Consider the following 15895-nt stretch of genomic DNA (forward strand, 5'->3'; position numbering starts at 1 on the left):
GAATGGGTTTTTAAAATGAATTCCTGGATCGAGAATGCCAGTATGGACACGCCCAAAAAGAACCGGTACCCCTACATAACCGGCTGGAATAATAGAGACGGTCGAGAAAATAAAAAAAAGAAATATAACAAATAACGACGAGAAGATAATGGGGGTCATTGGTTTCATATATTAAGCCAGATTACATAATTTCTAAAGTTTATGAGAAGTAAATCATATCATGATATGTTCATTTTAAGAATGTAGTGGTAAATTTTATTGCAAAGATAATAAAGATGGATAATATGTGTCATTACAGCGACTTAATGTAATCATCTTCCTGTTTCTTAGCTGCCTAAAATCTACAAAAATTCGTTCAATGCGTTGCTCGTGGAATTCATTATGGTTACTAAACGATACCTAATAGGTTAATACTCATTATGAATCCCCCATCCAGTTTCAAACAGTCAAGTTGAATACTAAGTTGCTTACTATTAAATGCCAACTCAGTGTGTGGGATGGTTCATTACATTGGAACTCAAAATAATCCTTTATTTAACCGCCCATCATTTTTTTATCTTCAATTGGCTCTGGTTCCTCATCCTCATTGGCTTTCAATGGCGTAATTGTCAGTTTAATTTGGTTCACCCAATGAGGCAAAGTTTGAACTACCAGGTTTTCTGTGCTGATATCTTTCAGGATGGTTTTTTCGCTTTGCAACAATTTCTTACCCGAAGAATGAAATAAAAAAAGACGCGGCGAATTAATGACAGACTCTATCTTTTATGCAACTATTTCTGAATTGTTTATTGGAGATAATTATGAAATTTGCTTTGTCCATTTTATTGCTGTTGTTTACGGGTATGGTCACTGCGGGAGATAATCTTCCCTCATCTTGCAAACCTATTGCGGTAAAGGGTGAAACAGTGATGGTATCTGCAAAAAAACCGCTGCTAGTAATAATTCATAATTTGTCCAATACGGATTTGTGGATTACTCATCCCGTTTCGGATTCGGGTGCAAGCGCTGGATGGAGTAGCCGTCTCCAAGCGGATAATTGGTCAGCTCTCGCACTGGACAAAAAAAATTTTGAATTAAGTTGTATCGAATCAAAACCGGGTCATGAACAGCAAGTGCCCTGCCAAGGCGTTATTTCTGTATGTAGTATGGCAAAAACAATCATGCCTGCAAAAGAGACAGGTACTTATTGGGCTGGGGAAAATATGACCTTATCCAATTTAAAAGAGCATTTGGGAGGGCAAGGTTTCGAATTACCTCGCTAAACTGAATAAAAGTGATACAATGAATTTTTGTTAAAAAAGTGGTGAATGTGAGTAAAAAGTCAAAGGATCCTTTCTATAAAAGGGAAAAAGAAAAATACGCGCTACCTATACCTAGCCGCGAATTGATTATGCAAGAGTTGGAGGAATTTGGACGCCCGATGACTCGTACTCAATTGCTAGCTAAACTTGAAGTGGAGAGTGAAGCTGAGCAAGAGGCTTTAGGTTTTCGTTTAAAAGCGATGCTGCGTGACGGTCAAATTATGCAAGATCGCCGCGGTCGTTTTTGTTTGTTGAAACGCATCAATTTACAACGAGGTACTATCCAGGGGCATCCTGATGGTTATGGTTTTTTCATCCCGGATGAAGGTGGGGATGATATGGTTTTATCCGCCAAAGAAATGCGCGCAGTGATGAATGGCGATTTGGTTCTTGCCTATCAGACAGGTATTGATCGACGAGGTCGACCTGAAGGAAAAATACACGAAGTTATAGAACATGCGAATGTAAGTATTGTCGGCCGATTTTTTACTGAACATGGTGTCGGTTTTGTTATTCCAGATAATAAACGCTTGACTCAAGATATCTCCATTCCTTTAGAATTCGCTGCTGGCGCTAAAAATGGGCAAATGGTGCTGATTGAGGTGATTGCTTTTCCTAGTAAGCGAAATCAGGCAATAGGAAAGGTCATCCATATTCTTGGTGATCATATGGCCCCAGGAATGGAAATTGAGGTTGCCATACATGCCCACGCTATCCCCGCGGATTGGCCGGATGATGTGCTGGCTGAAGTGGCTAAAATCTCACAAAAAGTTACTGAAGAAGACCTTAAAGGCCGTACTGATCTAAGAGATCTCCCTTTTGTTACTATCGATGGTGAGGACGCTAAGGATTTTGATGATGCTGTGTATTGCTATCAGAAACCGAAAGGCGGCTACCAACTTTATGTCGCCATTGCGGATGTGAGCCATTATGTTCCTATCGATTCTGCTTTGGATAAGGAAGCTGCGCGCCGAGGTAACTCAGTTTATTTTCCTGGCAAGGTTGTACCGATGTTACCTGAGGCTTTATCAAATGGTATTTGCTCGCTTAATCCACAAGTTGATCGTATGTGTATTGTTGCGGAAATGGCAATTACGCCTGATGGAAAAATAGGTCGTTCGCGGTTCTATAAAGCAGTTTTCCACTCTCATGCCCGGCTAACCTACACACAGGTGGCGCAATGGCTGAAAGAGGGTCGAACTGATACCCAGCACGAGGCTTTATGGCCCGTTTTGCAATCGCTTGATGCACTTTACAACACCTTACTGAAAGCCCGTAAAATACGCGGCGCCATGGAGTTTGAAACCACCGAAACTCGTATTGAATTCGATGAGAATAGAAAAATTCAACGCATTGTGCCAGTGATCCGCAATGATGCACATCGTTTGATTGAAGAATGCATGCTAGCGGCGAATGTGGCAACCGCTCGTTTTTTAGAAAAAGCTAAATTACCAATACTTTATCGCGTTCATGCAACCCCTGATGAAGATAAAATTGCGGCTTTACGCTTATTTTTAGGTGAACTTGGTTTGCAATTAGGTGGGGGCAAAAAACCGCACCCCAAAGATTTTCAAAAGGTATTAGGGGCGATCGATGGTCGGCCAGAAAAACATTTAATCGAAACGGTCATGTTACGCTCATTAAAACAGGCCCAGTATATTGAAGAAAATGATGGTCATTTCGGCTTGGCTTATTCTGCCTATACTCATTTTACTTCCCCGATTCGCCGCTATCCTGATTTACTAATTCATCGCGCCATTACTCATGTGATTGACAACAGCAAAGAGGACAAATTTGATTATAATTCCGAAGACATGAATCGCTTGGGCAAACACTGCTCATCCACTGAGCGGCGTGCTGATGAAGCCACGCGTGAAGTAATTGCCTGGCTAAAATGTGAATATATGCAAGATAAATTAGGACAAGTATTTCAAGGAACAATTTCCGCGGTAACTGGTTTTGGAATTTTTGTTGAATTAGATGATATTTATGTAGAAGGTTTAGTGCACGTTACTTCTCTACGAAATGATTATTATGCCTTTGATGCGATTAAACATCGTTTAGTCGGTGAGCGTGGTGGTCATGTTTATCGTTTAGGTGACAAGATGACGGTATTAGTAGCCCGAGTTGACTTAGATGAACGTAAAATCGACTTTGAACCAGCAGAAAAAGGGCTTTTTGATGACTGAGCATTATGTTTACGGTGTTCATGCGGTAACCGCTTTACTTGCCAATCCACACAGACCCACTAAGAAATTGTACATTAATCAAGAGCGTGTTGATAAGCGATTACAACCCATTCTTGATTTAGCAGCTAGCCAGCAGATTCCAGTGGAAAAATTATCTGCCCAGCAAATGAATCAGCGTTTTGCAGAATTTACTCATCAAGGGGTGGTAGCCAGTGCTGCAAATTTAGCTGATTACGGTGAGGGCGATCTGCCCAGCTTACTAGCAACTAGCAAGAAGCCGAGTCTGCTGCTGATTTTAGATGGCGTCACTGATCCACATAATTTAGGGGCTTGTCTGAGAACCGCGGATGCGGCGGGCGTTGATTTTGTTATTATCCCTAAAGACAAAAATGCCAGCATAACCCCAGTAGTGAGTAAAGTGGCCTGTGGAGCTGCAGAATCAATACCCTTGGTGCGAGTTACCAACTTGGTGCGGGCGATTGAAACCATTAAAAAAGAAGGTGTTTGGGTATATGGAGCAGCGGGTGAAGCAACCGAAACGCTTTATACACTTGATTGCAGCTCATCCATTGCATTAGTGGTGGGCGCAGAAGGCGAAGGCATGCGGCGTTTAACAAGAGAGCACTGCGATGGCTTATTTTCTTTGCCGATGTTGGGTAGTGTAGAAAGCTTAAATGTATCCGTAGCAACCGGTATTAGTTTGTATGAAGTAATTCGTCAACGTAAAAACTTCTAGCACTTGCAAAAGATGATCAAAAAGTGTACTATGGGGCATATTTATGGGTAGTTGGTTGTTTTTATGCTCACCATTCAAGAGTCCTGGGTCGCTTTTGTTCAACAATTAAGGCTATTTCAAGCAAATACCGAAATTGATTTGCCAAGAATTTGTTTAGATTTTCGTTTATCTTTAGCAGAGTTTTTAAAAGAGCAAGGTATTGCGGGCTCTTCAGAGGATTTAGACAAGCAATTAACTCAACTTCATACTGACTGTCCTCTACCTGTGGATGTTCAATTTTTAAAACAAATCGAAGGGATAAATATCGCTCTTGTTGATTATTCAAGGCTTTTATTTGAACAAGATAATGAAAGCTGGGAACTCATTGAAAGCGAAATAGGCCATACCACTGGATGGCTCAATCAACTTACCATGTTCATCGCGAACGAATTATATCCGTCAGCTGAAGAGCGATTAGAAAATCAAGTGCCCGATTCTTCTCAAGATGATAAAGAGGTTGTGAAACGATTTGCGGATAAGCTCTTAGCTGACATTCGCGAAATAAAATCAGATTTAGAATTGCTCAATTCTGCCCTTGAAAATGAAGAGGCGACTGCAAGAGACCAGTTTATAGAGTTTTGGACAAATCCTACAAAAGCCCAACTAGCCTGCTCATTATTGGCTAGCGACGAAGCGCTTTGTAGGATTTGCTTTGATAATTATAAAAATTTCTTTTTGCAGCTTATTGAGCAGGTAAAAGAAAACCAAGCCTTCATAAAACCGACTTTAAATACTAATTTCTTATCATTCTTTGTTAAGCAGCAAAGTTTCTCTTTGATTGAAAGAAGTAAAAAACGTTTTCTACAAAGCAAAGAGAATATAACTTTACTCAACCAGCAACAATCAGAAATAAATAATACAGAGGCCCTTGAAAAGATTGCTGCAAACCTTGATGTTTTGGGTTCAAGTTATCAAAGTTCCTTAATCACTCGTTTGGTAGACAAGATATTAAAAATAATTTTTTGCGACGGCTATGATTCAAGGCCGCAGACTGTTCGTGAGGCGCAAGATCTGCGGGATATTATTTATTATTTAGAAGAGCATTGTACTACTGCCCAAAGCTCTCCTTAAATGTGAGGTAATAGATAATAGCTCTCACCTCTCCGAACGTCGGGCGAGCTATTCTCGTTTATTTATTTTCGACAAATTGATGGATGGTTTTAGCTAGTCTTGAAACTAATTCATCAATTTCATCTTCACTAATAATGAGAGGTGGTAAAAGTCGAACGACGGTATCGGCTGTGACATTAAACAGTAGGCCGTTGGCAAGACCTAATGCTCGGGCGTCATTAGCAGGTCTATCTAATTCAATTCCAATCATAAATCCTTTTCCACGGATGCCGCGCACAGCAGGATGCTCACCCAGTTCCTGCATTAGTTTTTCTTTTAAAAGAGCAGATTTTTGAGCCACTTGCTCACAAAGATTATCTCGTTCAATGACTTCTAAAACAGTCAAGGCAGTCGCACAGGCCAGAGGATTTCCACCAAAGGTAGAGCCATGATTTCCAGGTTTAAACAAATCACAAGCCTGATTAGCGATTAAACAGACACTGATCGGAACACCATTACCTAAACCTTTTGCTGTAGTAATGATATCGGGCTGAATATCGGCATGCATGTAAGCAAAATATTTACCTGTGCGTGCATTACCGGTTTGAATTTCATCAATAATTAATAACCAATCATGTTCTTTACAAAGTTGAGCCAAAGCACGGAGATAAGAATTTTCCGCGGCAAAAATACCGCCCTCACCTTGAATAGGTTCAACCATCACGGCGACGACATCATCACGGTTAGCGGCAATAGTGCGAATCGCATCAATATCGTTAAAAGGGGCGCGAATAAAGCCAGGAACTAGTGGTTCAAAACCCGCTTGTACCTTTCGACTACCTGATGCGGTTAAGGTGGCCATAGTACGCCCATGGAAGGCGCGCTCCATGACAATGATAGAAGGTGTTTCAATTCCTTTCTTATGACCATAAAGGCGGGTCAATTTAATAGCTGCTTCATTGGCTTCAGCACCAGAATTGGCAAAGAAAGCTTGCTGCGTATTAGATAGGGCTGTTAATTTTTCGGCAAGTTGTTCTTGTTCCTTGATATGGTAGCTATTTGAGGTGTGCAAAAGTTTAGCTGCTTGGTTTTGAATGGTACGGGTAATATCCGGGTGGGCATGACCCAGGCCACAAACGGCAATACCACTTAATCCATCGAGATAAGTATTCCCTTGTTCATCGTATAACCATACCCCTTCTCCATGGGTAAAGAATACTGGTAAGGGATTGTAGCTGGTAATTAATGCCATAAAAAAACTCCTTATCTCTCATCAAATCCTGTAAAACTGTCACCAAGTTGATATACCCTTGTGAATTTCCTGTCATCATCCCTGTCTTTGCAGGGATGACAATGGGCATAATAATTTACTCAAATTCATGTTTCTAATTAACGTAAATTAGTTTCAGCAAAGTCCCAGTTCACCAAAGACCAGAACGCTTTGAGATACTCAGGGCGAGCATTACGATATTCAATATAGTATGCATGTTCCCATACATCGCAAGTCATTAATGCATGTTGGCCTTCAGTCATTGGTGTACCTGCATTAGAAGTACTGGTAATTTTGAGTGCACCTGCTTTATCTTGCACCAACCAAGCCCAGCCGGAACCGAAGGTTGCAATTGCAGTTTGAGTAAATTGTTCTTTAAATTCGTTAAAAGAACCAAAAGCTTTAGCAATGGCGTCCGCTAATTTTCCAGTAGGCTCATCGCCTCCTTTGGGGCTTAGGCAATGCCAATAAAAAGTATGGTTCCAAGTTTGTGCTGCATTATTAAATATCCCGCCAGAGCCCGTTTTTTTAATAATTTCTTCTAGGCTTAGATTTTCATATTCTGTACCAGCAACAAGCTTATTAAGGTTGGTTACGTAGGCATTGTGATGTTTGCCATAATGATATTCTAAAGTTTCTTCAGAAATATAGGGGGCTAATGCATTTTTCGCATAGGGCAGGGGCGGTAAAGTGAATGCCATAAAAAAACTCCTAGTTTTTAGTTGAGCTGTAAGTTTATCAGGATTCATAGGAAGTACCAGGCCTAGTTTTCAAAACAGTTTTAGCTGGAAATCAACCTGCAAAGATCTATAATGAAGTATATTGAAGGAAATAGACAGAGTTTGTTCTGCTTATAGCTAATCTAAATTATAGTATCTATAAACTGCTTAAACGTCTCTGCGTGCAGGTTTCAAGTTGCTAATTGGTCTTATTTTCGACATAATTACTTCGCTTTTTAAATTCTTGAAATAGGTGACCTGGTGGAAACAATTGATAAAATCAAACAGCAAATTGCTGAAAATACAATACTTTTATATATGAAAGGCACTCCCAAAATGCCTCAATGCGGTTTTTCAGCACGTGCGGTACAATGTCTCGATGCTTGTGGTGTAACCTTTGCTTATGTGGATATTCTAGCTAATCCGGATATCCGCCAAACATTACCGCAGTATGCAGATTGGCCCACTTTCCCCCAGCTTTATGTCAAGGGTGAATTAATTGGCGGTTCGGATATTATTGTTGAACTTTATCAACAAGGTGAATTAGAACGATTATTGCGTGAAGCAGTGGCGTAGTTTTTAATTAGCAAATAATTTGCTTAATCAAGGAGAATATAGATGAGTGTATTGGTTGGACGAAAGGCCCCAGATTTTACAGTTCCCGCTGTATTAGGTAATGGTCAAATCACTGATAAGTTTAATTTACATGAGGAATTAAAAGGTAAATACGGTTTAGTGTTTTTCTATCCGCTTGATTTTACCTTTGTTTGTCCTTCTGAAATCATCGCTTTAGATCATCGCATGAATGAATTTAAAGAGCGCGGTGTGGCTGTCGTTGCAGTTTCTATCGACTCACAATTTACTCATAATGCCTATCGTAATACCCCAGTAAAAGAAGGTGGTATTGGGCCAGTGGGCTTTACCATGGCAGCAGATGTAACCCACACAATCTGTCAATCCTATGGTGTAGAACATCCAGTAGCTGGCGTGGCTTTCCGTGGCGCTTTCATTATTGATAAGAATGGTATGGTGCGGTCACAAATCGTTAATGATTTACCCATTGGCCGAAATATTGATGAGCTCTTACGTATCATCGATGCTGTACAGTTTTTTGAAGAGAATGGTGAAGTATGCCCAGCAGGCTGGCAAAAAGGGCAAGCAGGTATGAAGGCTTCTCCTAAAGGTGTTGCTGAATATCTTTCTGAGCATTCTGGTAATTTATAATTTGTTCTTTTTGAAAGTATTAGCCAAGATGTGTATCGCGCCATGTATTAAGCATGGCGCAAAATAGATCAGTAGTTTTTTCTGCGTCATAGATGGCTGAATGAGCTTCTTTTGTATCAAAATCAATTCCAGCTGCTTTTGCGGCTTTGGCCAAAACAGTTTGTCCATAGATAAAGCCACCCAGGGTCGCAGTGTCAAAGCAAGTAAAAGAATGAAAGGGGGAGACAACACCTGTGCGCTTCACTGCTTCTTTTATAAATAATAAATCAAACCACGCATTATGCCCTACCAAGACTGCTCTTTGGCATTTAAATTTTTTTAACGCTTTATTAATAGGTGCAAATAATTTTTCTAAGGCTTGTTTCTCATGAATCGCGAAACGAAGAGGCTGAAAAGGGTCAATTTGATTAAAGTCGAGTGATTTTTGATCCAGTTCAGACCCTTCAAAAGGTAAAACATGTTCAAAATAAGTTGCACCGCGAGTAAAATAACCTTTCTCATCCAGGTCAACTAAAACGATACACATCTCCAGAAGACCATTTTTTTGAGGATCTATACCGGCGGTTTCCAGGTCAACCACCACCGGCAGAAAACCCCTAAACCTATCTTTAAGTTCGGTACATAAAATACTATCAAACCGATTCATAAACACTCCACGCCAAGCTTTCGCCTGCTGCAACTGGTACGACTCGATCCTGCCCCAAAGGTAATGTTTCAGGAATCGATTGAGGTATTTTAACTAAATTAAGTTCGGTTTGATTAAGTGGAAGTTGATAAAATTCGGCACCAAAACGACTGAGAAAGGCATTAAGTTTGTTTAATTGATCGAGCCGATCAAAGGATTGTGCGTACATGGCCACTGCATAAGGCGCTGAGAAAATGCCTGCGCAGCCACAGGCATTTTCTTTATTGGTTTTCGCATGCGGAGCACTGTCGGTCCCAGCAAAAAATTTAGGATTGCCACTTACTGCCGCTTTTTGCAGGGCTAGTTGGTCGCTTTCTTTCTTTAATATCGGTAGGCAATAAAAATGAGGTCTGACCCCGCCTGCTAAAAGGTGATTTCGATTATATAACAAATGATGGGGCGTAATGGTCGCTGCTAAATTTTGCGATGCTTGAAAAATAAAATCTACTGCGGCTTGCGTCGAAATATGCTCCAGAATGATTCGTAGCTTAGGAAAATCTTGTGTCAAAGGGATTAAGCAATTCTCAATAAACTTTGCCTCTCGATGAAAAATATCTCCTTTTGTTTCTTCACCATGGATTTGTAATACGAGATTTTGTTGCTGCATGATTTCAAATAAAGGATAAAGTGCGCGTAAAGAGCGAGCTCCCTCATCCGAATTAGTCGTTGCTCCAGCAGGGTATAATTTTGCTCCTAAGATATAAGAACGATTTCTTACTCCTGCCAAATCTTCTGGCTTTACCTTTTCATTAAGATAAAGTGTCATATAAGGGACAAAATCATCTTCGTTTGGCAACGCGGCGAGAATTCGCTCGCGATAAGCAATAACCGCATCCACAGTGGTCAAGGCAGGTTTTAGATTAGGCATGATCAATGCACGTGCAAAATGGTGAGCAGTAGCTGGGACAGTATGATGTAAAGCTAATCCATCGCGAAAATGGACGTGCCAATCATCTGGGCGAGTAATGGTGAGCGTTTTCATACTAAAGATTCCGATAAAATTGCCGATACTCGAGAAGGATAACACGGTTAGAAGCTGGACGAGCAAAAAATGAGTAGCCTAAATCTACAAAAAGTCATTGATAATCCCTCAAAGCTAAGGAATATCCCTAGGCTGGCAAAAATTGCGTTCTTATTAAGTGTAGCAACAGTCGATAGCTTTGCTGCTCCCTTGACGCTTTATTATGCAAGTCCTATCGGTGAAGAAAATTGGCATATGACGGGCAGTCGTTTACGTTGCGGACTCGCTTTGACTGTTCCGAATTATGGTGTTGCCTATTTTGAACAGTATGCTGCAAAACCGGCCCATTTTATTCTTAGTAATTGGCAACAAGTAGATAGGCAACGACCTGCGGTGGTATTTGCAAAGCCTCCGGTATGGAAACCAGGTGGACAAGTTTTTTTAGTAACCAAAACTTCAGTTAACCCAGGGGAATATGCTGTTTATTTACCAAGGAATGAGACGATTAAGTTATTAAACTATCTTGCGGAAGGATACCAAACCAGCTTTCAATATTTATCTGAGCAAGGTTTTCCCATATCGGTTTCACTTTCTCCAATTCGCTTTCAAGAGGTTTATTCACGCTATCAACGTTGCTTAGGTAATCTACTGCCTTTTGATTATACCGATGTAAAAATATCAGTGTTGCTTTTTGATACAGATAGTTTTGAATTAAGTGATGATTCGAAAGAGCAATTGAAAAAAGTTGCGCAATATTGTAAAGCAGACCGATTGGTAAAAAAGGTAAAAATTGCTGGTTATACCGATAATACAGGTCGTAAAGGTTATAATAATGCTATATCGGAAGCACGGGCAAAATCGGTAAGAGAGTTTTTATTGAGCCTCGGCTTACAAGAAGGCCACTTAGCTATAACTTGGTATGGCGTTAAAAATCCATCTGCTCCCAATGATACTGATGTTGGTAAGAGAGTTAATCGTCGCGTGGTAGTTAAAATCATTAAATAACCTATCATCTTTGATCCCTTAATAACATATTGTCTACACTACTTATTTTCTGATACAGTAAAACAAGTTTAGTCAACTTATTGATTCAAAATAATTACATAGCTTGGAATTGGTTCGCCTAAGATCGTTAGTTTAAAGCTGGAGCAAACAAATGGCGGCGAATTAATTACTGTGAACACAAAAGAAACATTGTCGATCACTAAGCTAGATAATTTAGCGAATTAATAGAGAAAATTTGTGGAAATAGTGTTGACTTTGAGAAAGTAGCACTTGATAATTTGCCTATGTACGTTCTCGGATAGAGCGATGATTGCGTACTGTGGTCAATGCCATGATGTGGTTTGACGGCTAAACGGGAAATTAATAATAAAAAAGTGGAGATGAAGCATGTTAAATAATTTGAAGAAAACAGCAGTAGCTGTTCTCGCTTTGACTAGCAGTGCAGCAGCATTTGCTGGTACCATGGGTCCTGTTTGCACCCCTGGTAACGTCACAGTTCCTTGTGAAAGAACTGCCTGGGACTTCGGTGTACAAGCCCTTTATTTGGATACCACATACACTAATGGAAATGCTAATTGGTGGGGTGGGAATGACCTTTTCTATAATGAAACTAGATGGAATAACAGCTGGCGCAATGACTGGAACTGGGGCTTCAAATTAGAAGGTTCATACCATTTCCACACTGGCAATGACATCAACGTTAACTGGTACCACTTAACTAACAGCAACAACAACCATCACCGTCATAACGGTTTCTTCGGTTGGGATAACAACAATAACAGAGGTCCTCGTTGGGATGCTGTTAACGTTGAGTTAGGACAACACGTTGATTTCAGCGAGTGGAAATTCATGCGTTTCCATGGCGGTGTTCAATACGCTCGAATTGCTGACCAACGTCGTCACCGTAACAACAATGGCTTCGGTCTCTTCGGCCTTGGCGGTTTCGGTGGATTCAATGGCTTGAATGCTTTCAATGGTGGTTTCGCTGGTTTTGGTTTTGATGAGCGTCGTCGTGAAGCACGATTCAACGGTTTCGGTCCTCGTTTTGGTATTGACATGAACTATGTTGTTGGAAATGGTTTCAGCGTCTATGCTAACGGTGCAACTTCTCTGTTGATCGGTTCTAGCAGACCTTCATTCCAATTCGATCCAGCATTCCCTGTATCAATTGCACCAGTAGCTGCTGGCTTCCCAGCATTTGTTCTACCAGTTGCTCCTGGTGGCGCATTTGCCTTAAATAACTTCAACAATGGCAACCATCATAACAGAACTATTATGGTTCCTGAGTTAGAAGGTAAATTGGGTGCTAAATACACTTATGCTATGGCATCAGGTGATTTAACTCTGGACGTTGGTTACATGTGGGTTAACTACTTCAATGCTAGACACACTGTGTTCAACCATGGCACATTTGTTGATGGCTTTGGAATCCGTCGTCACTTAGGCTTCGAAGATCGTTCAAGCGACGTTGCTTTCAACGGTCCATATGCTGGTCTAAAGTGGGTTGGTAACGTTGTATAATTAGTCAGCTTATGCTGTATTAAAGCCCATCACATGTTGATGGGCTTTTTTTTAGATTAACGGAGTGATCATGTTGAAAAAAACAACAGCAGCAGCTGTTCTTGCTTTAGCTGGCAGTGCAGCATTCGCTGGTACCATGGGTCCTGTGTGCACCCCTGGTAACGTCACAGTTCCTTGTGAAGCCAAGAAATGGGACATTGGGGCAGAAGCACTTTACTGGCAGCCAGCTTATGCAAGTGGCCTAGGTTATGAATTCAATCCAGAACATGGTTTTAATAGTATTAGACCTCGATGGGGCTGGGGATATCGTTTACAAGGGTCTTATCATTTTCACACAGGAAATGATATCACTATGACCTATATACACTATGATAAGGATTCAGACCGTGGTGGCTATGGTGGAGAAATCCCATTTGCTTTTGCATTCGAGCCATTTAGATTACACCTACAAAATAAATTCGATCAAGTTAACCTAGTTCTCGGTCAACATGTTGACATTAGCGCATGGAAAAAAATGCGTTTTTATGGTGGTTTGCAGTTTGCCAAAATCCGCCTTGATCAGACTAGGCAATTTCTGGCAATACCTCCAGCTCTTGCTCGTCGCTCAGTTACAACTTTACAGCAAATCCGTAACTCTGATTTCGAAGGTGTTGGTCCGGTTCTAGGAATAGATTATTCCTACAATTTGATAAATGGTCTTAGCGTGACAGGTAACGTAGCAACTTCCCTTCTCTATGGAGTTGATCGATACGTTACAGGATACATTTCAGGACCTGCAGGTGTAGTTAGTGCGGTTGATAAAGCCAGTTTAAGAATTATAGTGCCTAGTATTGAAGCAAAAGTAGGTCTTAAATATACGTATGAATGGATTCAAGGAACACTCAACCTAGAAGGCGGGGTTCAGGGAGTCAATTACTTTAATGCACTGCAATCAAGAAGACCTATTGGACAAACTAATTACATTTATACAACAGATTTCGGACTTTGGGGCCCCTATTTTGGCGCAACTTGGGTTGGAGATGTTGTTTAATTGTTTAGTTAAACTGATTTTTAAAGCCCATTATAATGGGCTTTTTTTTTGTCATTCCCGAAGTATAAAAAAGATGCTCAAACACTAGGCACTGTCTTGAGTACAAGTTATACTGCTGCGGTTTCATTCAATATGTATCCATTATTTGTTCAAATTTGATATAAATTTGCACTTTAAGAATGAGAAAAAGGGATTAGCCTAGTTATTCTATGTGGGCTTTTTTTCTTTAAATAAAATTTAAAACCAAAACTCAGTGGGAATAATAACCCGCCTCTCCCCCTATGTTTATCACGGGCGTCACGAGGGAGCTCTGTGGCTGCAATGGTTAGCATTCGGAGTGCCTCTTGCCAAACTCGGGATGAGGTACAAGACTGGGCTATTATGTTGAATCTAAGAAAATGAGATGGATCTTTTCGTTTTAATCAGGAAGCAAGAAGAATAATTAGGAGTAGCTAGTATGAAATATAAAACCCTAATATTAGCAATTTCTGCTTTATCCAGCTCAGTTTTTGCCGCCAACAATGAAGAGCTACAGCAGGAAATTATACGATTACAAGAGCAAACTAAACAATTACAAACTCAATTGAATCGTTTGCAAAAACAGTTGGTTGCACAGTCTGTGATCAAGCCCGCAGCTAAACCAAGTGTAAAACCTGTTATCGCAAAACCTGCAGCGAAAAAAACGCCTGCAGTACCTGCTACTAATACTCAGGCGAAAGCAAGTAATCAACCTGGTATCAATAAACCTGTAGAAACAGAAAAAGCGAAAACGTTCCATACTAGTTTACTATCAGTACATACTGCGGATAAGGATCATAGGGCAAGAGGATTTTATCCAACTGCTTTGATTGCTGATGGAAGAGTAATTAGCTACATTGCTGGTACACCAGTGGTCAGCTCGCCCTACCTAGGTGCTCGACCCGCTTTTGATGGTTCAGATTATATTGTCAATATTTCAAGCATTAACCGAGATATTCGTTTGATGGAACAGCGGCGCCGCTTATATCGTGCTTATGAAAGTATTGGTTATCCAAAGCCAAACATGCCAATTATTGCAATCAGTGGAAAAGCTGAACCTGTTGCAATGATTAATCAGCCCTATGTCGGTCGATACGCAGGTGACGTTAACCTAGGATCGAGCGAGCTTGATGTTGCAGCCGCTTTGAACGATAAGGTCGAAGCATTTATCTCAATGGCTTATGATGAAACGCCCCCCCCAGTGGGTCAGCGAGTTTCAAACTCGGCATTCAGTCTAAACATGGGCTTTGTTAACATTGGTAATCTAGATCGTTCACCAATCTATTTTACTGCTGGCCAAATGTACGTCCCCTTTGGTCGTTACTCCAATTCAATGATTAGCTCCACGCTGCCACAACGTTTGGCAAGAACAAAAGCAAGACCGTTTATTTTAGGTTATAAATCGCAACAGGATTGGGGGCCTTATGCAGCCATTTATGGTTTTAAATCGGATACCAACTTAGGTCATTCTGGAATAGGCGGAGTCAATTTAGGCTATACCATCCGCGCAAACAAACTTTCGGGTGATATCGGTGCAGGATATATTAGCTCTATAACCGATTCTACTGGTATGCAAGATAACGGTTCGCAACCTTTTACAACTTTTGGCGGTTTTGCGTCGGATACTAATGGCAGCGAGTTAATTCGTAAGAGAGATGCTGTAAACGTTCATGGAAATATTAGTTTTGATCGTTATAGCTTGACAGCGGAATGGGTTGGCGTGTCACGCCGCTTCCGATTCGGAGATCTAAGTTATAATTGGCGAGGAGCAAAGCCTCAAGCAGCGCAACTTGAGGGGGCTTTAACCTTTATGGCCTTTAATAAACCTTCTTCCTTTGCCCTGGGCTATCAATGGACGAAAGATTCTCTCGCTTTACATTTACCAAAACACCGCTTTAGTGGCGTTTTCAATATTTCGATCTGGAAGGATACTATTGAGAGCTTAGAATATCGCCATGACGTTGATTACAATGTTTATCAGTTTGCGAATGGTATAGCGCCTCCAGGCTTATTTAATTTACCTACCTTTGGTACAGGTCGTAAAGCCGATGCATTGATTGCTCAAATTGGTGTGTTCTTCTAAAAGGGACAAAACAATCCTTTAGCAAACTGCTATGCTTATCCACAAGAGGTAATCTAAGTAGGTT

Annotated in this window: 15 protein-coding genes; 10 read left to right on the forward strand and 5 right to left on the reverse strand. The window is 40.7% G+C overall.

Annotation, left to right across the window (positions count from 1 at the left end):
* Positions 1–534 precede the first annotated feature (534 nt).
* The gene (locus Lnau_RS16305) at positions 535–702 is read right to left on the reverse strand and encodes a hypothetical protein (RefSeq protein WP_157070614.1); all 168 of its coding nucleotides are present in this window, start codon (positions 700–702) and stop codon (positions 535–537) included.
* Positions 703–800: 98 nt separating this feature from the next.
* Between Lnau_RS16305 and Lnau_RS02795 the strand changes: the two genes are divergently transcribed.
* The 4 genes from Lnau_RS02795 (at position 801) to Lnau_RS02810 (ending at position 5336) form a co-directional block, all read left to right on the forward strand.
* The gene (locus Lnau_RS02795) at positions 801–1262 is read left to right on the forward strand and encodes a hypothetical protein (RefSeq protein ID WP_058503638.1); all 462 of its coding nucleotides are present in this window, start codon (positions 801–803) and stop codon (positions 1260–1262) included.
* A 47-nt stretch (positions 1263–1309) separates the two neighbouring features.
* Entirely contained in the window at positions 1310–3490 is a 2181-nt protein-coding gene (gene rnr / locus Lnau_RS02800; protein WP_058503639.1) for a ribonuclease R, read from the forward strand.
* Entirely contained in the window at positions 3483–4226 is a 744-nt protein-coding gene (gene rlmB, locus Lnau_RS02805; protein WP_058503640.1) for a 23S rRNA (guanosine(2251)-2'-O)-methyltransferase RlmB, read from the forward strand. Before rnr ends, rlmB begins: the two co-directional genes overlap by 8 nt.
* Before the next feature lie 63 nt (positions 4227–4289).
* Positions 4290–5336 (forward strand): hypothetical protein, encoded by a 1047-nt coding sequence (locus Lnau_RS02810; protein WP_058503641.1) that lies wholly within the window; start codon positions 4290–4292, stop codon positions 5334–5336.
* A gap of 58 nt (positions 5337–5394) precedes the next feature.
* On the opposite strand, the gene Lnau_RS02815 is transcribed toward Lnau_RS02810, so the two are convergent.
* Together Lnau_RS02815 and Lnau_RS02820 are read right to left on the reverse strand one after the other, a co-directional pair.
* Positions 5395–6567, reverse strand: coding sequence for an aspartate aminotransferase family protein (locus Lnau_RS02815; protein ID WP_058503642.1), 1173 nt, complete (start codon positions 6565–6567; stop codon positions 5395–5397).
* Between the two features lie 137 nt (positions 6568–6704).
* Positions 6705–7286 (reverse strand): superoxide dismutase, encoded by a 582-nt coding sequence (locus Lnau_RS02820; protein ID WP_058503643.1) that lies wholly within the window; start codon positions 7284–7286, stop codon positions 6705–6707.
* Between the two features lie 279 nt (positions 7287–7565).
* Between Lnau_RS02820 and grxD the strand changes: the two genes are divergently transcribed.
* Both grxD and Lnau_RS02830 read left to right on the forward strand, forming a co-directional pair.
* On the forward strand, positions 7566–7880 hold the full coding sequence (gene grxD / locus Lnau_RS02825; protein ID WP_058497068.1) for a Grx4 family monothiol glutaredoxin: 315 nt from the start codon (positions 7566–7568) through the stop codon (positions 7878–7880).
* Between the two features lie 42 nt (positions 7881–7922).
* Positions 7923–8528 carry a peroxiredoxin gene (locus Lnau_RS02830; protein ID WP_058503644.1) on the forward strand — a complete coding sequence of 202 codons (606 nt, stop codon included), beginning with the start codon at positions 7923–7925 and terminating at the stop codon, positions 8526–8528.
* 19 nt (positions 8529–8547) lie between these two features.
* On the opposite strand, the gene rnt is transcribed toward Lnau_RS02830, so the two are convergent.
* Together rnt and pyrC are read right to left on the reverse strand one after the other, a co-directional pair.
* On the reverse strand, positions 8548–9174 hold the full coding sequence (gene rnt, locus Lnau_RS02835; RefSeq protein ID WP_058503645.1) for a ribonuclease T: 627 nt from the start codon (positions 9172–9174) through the stop codon (positions 8548–8550).
* On the reverse strand, positions 9161–10195 hold the full coding sequence (gene pyrC / locus Lnau_RS02840) for a dihydroorotase (RefSeq protein ID WP_058503646.1): 1035 nt from the start codon (positions 10193–10195) through the stop codon (positions 9161–9163). The genes rnt and pyrC overlap by 14 nt, the downstream gene beginning before the upstream one ends.
* A 69-nt stretch (positions 10196–10264) precedes the next feature.
* On the opposite strand from pyrC, the gene Lnau_RS02845 reads away from it, so the two are divergent.
* The 4 genes from Lnau_RS02845 (at position 10265) to Lnau_RS02860 (ending at position 15831) form a co-directional block, all read left to right on the forward strand.
* The gene (locus tag Lnau_RS02845) at positions 10265–11179 is read left to right on the forward strand and encodes a flagellar protein MotY (RefSeq protein WP_058503647.1); all 915 of its coding nucleotides are present in this window, start codon (positions 10265–10267) and stop codon (positions 11177–11179) included.
* A 387-nt stretch (positions 11180–11566) separates the two neighbouring features.
* Positions 11567–12700, forward strand: a complete 1134-nt coding sequence (locus Lnau_RS02850; protein WP_058503648.1) for an Lpg1974 family pore-forming outer membrane protein — start codon at positions 11567–11569, stop codon at positions 12698–12700.
* Between the two features lie 70 nt (positions 12701–12770).
* Positions 12771–13730, forward strand: a complete 960-nt coding sequence (locus Lnau_RS02855; protein ID WP_058503649.1) for an Lpg1974 family pore-forming outer membrane protein — start codon at positions 12771–12773, stop codon at positions 13728–13730.
* A gap of 457 nt (positions 13731–14187) precedes the next feature.
* Positions 14188–15831 (forward strand): LbtU family siderophore porin, encoded by a 1644-nt coding sequence (locus Lnau_RS02860; protein ID WP_058503650.1) that lies wholly within the window; start codon positions 14188–14190, stop codon positions 15829–15831.
* Positions 15832–15895 lie beyond the last annotated feature (64 nt).

Origin of the sequence: Legionella nautarum (genome assembly GCF_001467895.1) — a bacterium.
In the GTDB taxonomy this organism is placed as follows: Bacteria; Pseudomonadota; Gammaproteobacteria; order Legionellales; family Legionellaceae; genus Tatlockia; species Tatlockia nautarum.

Excerpts from the sequence above, each read along its gene's own strand:
- Lnau_RS02795 (WP_058503638.1), top strand. The coding sequence starts at position 801 with ATGAAATTTGCTTTGTCCATTTTATTGCTGTTGTTTACGGGTATGGTC.
- rlmB (WP_058503640.1), top strand. The coding sequence starts at position 3,483 with ATGACTGAGCATTATGTTTACGGTGTTCATGCGGTAACCGCTTTACTT.
- Lnau_RS02810 (WP_058503641.1), top strand. The coding sequence starts at position 4,290 with ATGCTCACCATTCAAGAGTCCTGGGTCGCTTTTGTTCAACAATTAAGG.
- Lnau_RS02815 (WP_058503642.1), bottom strand. The coding sequence starts at position 6,567 with ATGGCATTAATTACCAGCTACAATCCCTTACCAGTATTCTTTACCCAT.
- Lnau_RS02820 (WP_058503643.1), bottom strand. The coding sequence starts at position 7,286 with ATGGCATTCACTTTACCGCCCCTGCCCTATGCGAAAAATGCATTAGCC.
- Lnau_RS02830 (WP_058503644.1), top strand. The coding sequence starts at position 7,923 with ATGAGTGTATTGGTTGGACGAAAGGCCCCAGATTTTACAGTTCCCGCT.
- rnt (WP_058503645.1), bottom strand. The coding sequence starts at position 9,174 with ATGAATCGGTTTGATAGTATTTTATGTACCGAACTTAAAGATAGGTTT.
- pyrC (WP_058503646.1), bottom strand. The coding sequence starts at position 10,195 with ATGAAAACGCTCACCATTACTCGCCCAGATGATTGGCACGTCCATTTT.
- Lnau_RS02845 (WP_058503647.1), top strand. The coding sequence starts at position 10,265 with ATGAGTAGCCTAAATCTACAAAAAGTCATTGATAATCCCTCAAAGCTA.
- Lnau_RS02850 (WP_058503648.1), top strand. The coding sequence starts at position 11,567 with ATGTTAAATAATTTGAAGAAAACAGCAGTAGCTGTTCTCGCTTTGACT.
- Lnau_RS02855 (WP_058503649.1), top strand. The coding sequence starts at position 12,771 with ATGTTGAAAAAAACAACAGCAGCAGCTGTTCTTGCTTTAGCTGGCAGT.
- Lnau_RS02860 (WP_058503650.1), top strand. The coding sequence starts at position 14,188 with ATGAAATATAAAACCCTAATATTAGCAATTTCTGCTTTATCCAGCTCA.